The sequence below is a fragment of the Corallococcus sp. CA047B genome (genome assembly GCF_003612065.1).
GTDB classification, from domain to species: domain Bacteria; phylum Myxococcota; class Myxococcia; order Myxococcales; family Myxococcaceae; genus Corallococcus; species Corallococcus praedator.
This window is the reverse complement of the sequence record NZ_RAWD01000543.1, coordinates 1-3,364: the sequence shown is the minus strand read 5'-3', so window position 1 is coordinate 3,364 and position 3,364 is coordinate 1. Positions and strand designations below refer to the sequence as shown.

Here is a 3,364-nt window from a genome sequence, read left to right as displayed (position 1 = left end):
GGCCATCGGGCTGGGGGAGCTGCGCGCTCCCGATGGGACGCACTACGAATTGCAGCTCAAGGGGGCGGGCCGGACGCCGTACTCGCGCCGGGCGGATGGGCGCGCGGTGCTGCGCTCCTCCATCCGCGAGTTCCTGTGCAGCGAGGCCATGCACCACCTGGGCGTGCCCACCACCCGCGCGCTGTCGCTCGTCGCCACGGGGGACGCGGTCGTCCGGGACATGTTCTATGACGGGCACCCCCAGGAGGAGCCCGGCGCCATCGTCTGCCGCGTCGCCCCCAGCTTCCTGCGCTTCGGCAACTTCGAGCTGTGCACGAGCCGAGGGGACGTGGCGCTGCTCAAGCAACTGGCGGACTACACGCTGACGCAGTTCTTTCCGGAGCTGGGCGCGCCGTCCAGGGACACCTACGCCGCCTTCTTCCAGGAGGTGGCGCGCCGCACCGCGAAGCTCATCGCGCACTGGCAGGCGGTGGGCTTCGTGCACGGCGTGATGAACACCGACAACATGTCCATCCTCGGGCTCACCATCGACTACGGCCCCTATGGCTGGGTGGATGACTTCAACCCTGACTGGACGCCCAACACCACCGACGCCGAAAACGGCCGCTATCGCTTCGGCAACCAGCCCGCCATCGGGATGTGGAACATCGAGCGGCTGGGCGTCGCGCTGATGCCGCTCTTCGACGGTGACGAGGGCCTGCTCCAGGCGGGGCTGCTCGAATACCAGCGCGCGCTGAACGCGCAGATGCTGGCGCGGTACGCGGCGAAGCTGGGCCTTTCCACCTTGGAGGATGACGCGGACGTTGAACGGGTGAACGCGTGTCTGGCGTGGCTGGCCGAGGAGGAGACGGACCTGACCCTCTTCTTCCGGGGCCTGTCCCGCGTGGTGTTTTCTCCCACGGCGCCCACCGTGTTCCCGGACGTGCTGCGCGAGGCCTTCTACAAACCCGTGTCGGAGCCCCACCTGGCCCGGGGCCTCCAATGGCTCACGGCGTGGTGGCAGCGCACGCGGCGTGAGGGCGCGGACCCCGTGGAGCTGGCGCGCCGGATGGACGCGGTGAACCCGAAGTACGTGCTGCGCAACTACCTGGCGCAGGAAGCCATCGACGCGGCGCACGCGGGCGACGACTCGAAGGTGCACCTGCTGCTGGACGTGATGCGACACCCCTTCGACGAACAACCGGGCCGCGAATCCTACGCGGCCCGGCGGCCTGACTGGGCGCGTTCGAAGCCCGGCTGCTCCGCGCTCTCGTGCAGCTCCTGACGCTCCCCGGTGACTAGGGGGTGATGCGGAAGGACCGCAGCTGCGCGGGATACATGGACAGGGTCAGCCCGCCGTTGACCGTCGGCACCGTCGCGCCCGTCACCGCGTCCCTCACGGTGCCCGCGACGGGCAGGGTGATGACGACATCGTCCACCTGCCGCACGCCCGTGTTCACGACCGCGAGCCAGGTGCCCTGCGAAGCCGCGTTGATGGCGCGCACCACCACGGCGGGGTTGGACGCGGCGTTCGGCACGAGCTGGCCAGGCAGCGCCGGAAGCGACAGGAACGCCTGGTTGAAGGCGCGCGCGTACTCCGGGAAGCTCTGGTTGAAGCTCGCGCTCGACAGGGAGCCCAGGAAGCGCGGGTCACCATTCGCCACGGCCCGAGCCTCGCCGAGCTTCGAGTATGGCCCGGCGTGCTCCACGTCGGTGACGAAGTAGCCGAGCAGCGGGGTGGCGCCCTCCGTCATCGTGTCCTCGTTGAGCGCGAAGTGCCGCACCATCGCCAGGCCCGCGCCGCTCCGAAAGGCATTGAGCGCATCCGGCCGGCCCACGGTGTAGGCGTGGTTGAAGGTGTACGTGAGCGCGCCCTTGCTGTCGGACGTGTAGTGCTGGGGATCGCTCCAGGGGTCGGCGTGCTGCCATTCCCAGCCGCCCCAGGTGCTGAGCGGCGAGAGGAGGGCGTTGAGCTGGCGGTTCTCGCTCAGGGCCTGGTCCAGGGCCATCACGCTCCTGCCCAGGGAGAGCCAGGGCGCGGGGTTCTCCGCGACCATGGCGCCGCCGGTGGAGGGGTGGGAGCGGCCGGCCTCGGTGGCGTCGGAGGTGTAGAGCGTCACGGCGTCGCTGCCCACGCCCTGGGAGCGCAGATAATCCGTCACGCTGTCGATGAAGGCACGGCGCTTGATCAGCCACCATTCGTAGTAGCGCTGGAGCAGCGCGCTGTCCGCCTGGAGCTGCGGCCGGGTGATGGTGACGCCGCCGTTCGCCTCGGAGGCGAAGCGCGCGAGCGTCGCGTCCGCGAAGCCGATGGGCAGCGCGCTGGAGCGGGGCCGCAGCCACACGCCGACGAACTTCTTCTTCGCCGTGTGCTGGATGACCGTGAGGTCCAGCATCTTCTTGAAGTCCGTCAGCGTGTCCGGGTCGGTGAGGTCGGCGCGGGCGTCCTCGGTCCAGCTGATATGGGTATAGGCGTCGTCGGTGCGCGTGAGGGGCTTCGCGCGCCGCTGGTAGCCTAGGCTGTTGCCGCCACGGCTGCCGGAGTACTCGTAGTAGGGCAGGACCTCCAGGTCGTACCGGCCCAGCATGGTGAGCGTGTCGGCCCAGAGGGACGGGTAGCGGCTCTGATACACCCAGGTGTTGCCACCATAGGGGCCCGAGTCCCAGCCCTGGTTGTGGCCGAACTCCAGCAGGTCATTGGAGAAGGTGTTCATCCCCAGGAACTTCAGCAGCCGGGCCTTGTACTCGTACCAGTCCACCCGGTTCGTCACGCCGAGGAACGGGCCCGGGTCCTGGTTGATGACCCCGTCGGACATCTCCTCGCGGACGAAGAGGTGGCGCTTGGGCAGGCCCGTGGGGGGCAGGGTGACGGGGGCGTAGTAGGCCGGCGCGGCCGGGGCTTCGTAGAGGCGGATCCTCGCGACGGCGGCGCCCCGGGACAGGGGCGCGTCCTCCGGGCGGAAGTGCGCGACGGTGACCCAGAAGCCCTGGGAGGGCGTCAGGTCGCGCGGATGTTCGGTGCCCCGGGGGCGCTGGATGCCGGGGTAGCGGTCGTGCAAGTGAAACAGCGTCTGCCACGTCTGGAATTCACCCGTCTGCGGCAGCTCCAGCGATTCGGGGTTGGGATTGACGTAGGGCGGCTGGAGCGCGTCACCCACGGTGTTGCCCGTGTGGAAGGCGCGTGTGTACTCCGCGCCGTTGTTGGAGATGATGACGGTGCGCGGCACGTCGTCCGGGTACTCGACGGAGAGCACGTAGTCCTACAGCTGCAGTTTGAACCGCGCTCGGCGTGCCCGGTAGTGGCACTGCATGGCGACGGCTTGGTGGTGGCGTCGCCAGCGACTCCAGGCCAAGACGTGCGCGAGTGGAGCCACGGTCCGACGCA

General features: G+C 69.3%; 2 protein-coding genes. One reads left to right on the top strand and one right to left on the bottom strand.

Annotated elements, in window-relative coordinates; genetic code table 11:
• Positions 1–1,264 (top strand): YdiU family protein (locus D7X74_RS40655; protein WP_120538291.1); only part of this gene is annotated, 1,264 nt, incomplete at its 5' end.
• A 13-nt stretch (positions 1,265–1,277) separates the two neighbouring features.
• On the opposite strand, the gene D7X74_RS40650 is transcribed toward D7X74_RS40655, so the two are convergent.
• Positions 1,278–3,233, bottom strand: a complete 1,956-nt coding sequence (locus D7X74_RS40650; RefSeq protein WP_120538290.1) for a hypothetical protein — start codon at positions 3,231–3,233, stop codon at positions 1,278–1,280.
• Positions 3,234–3,364: the final 131 nt, after the last annotated feature.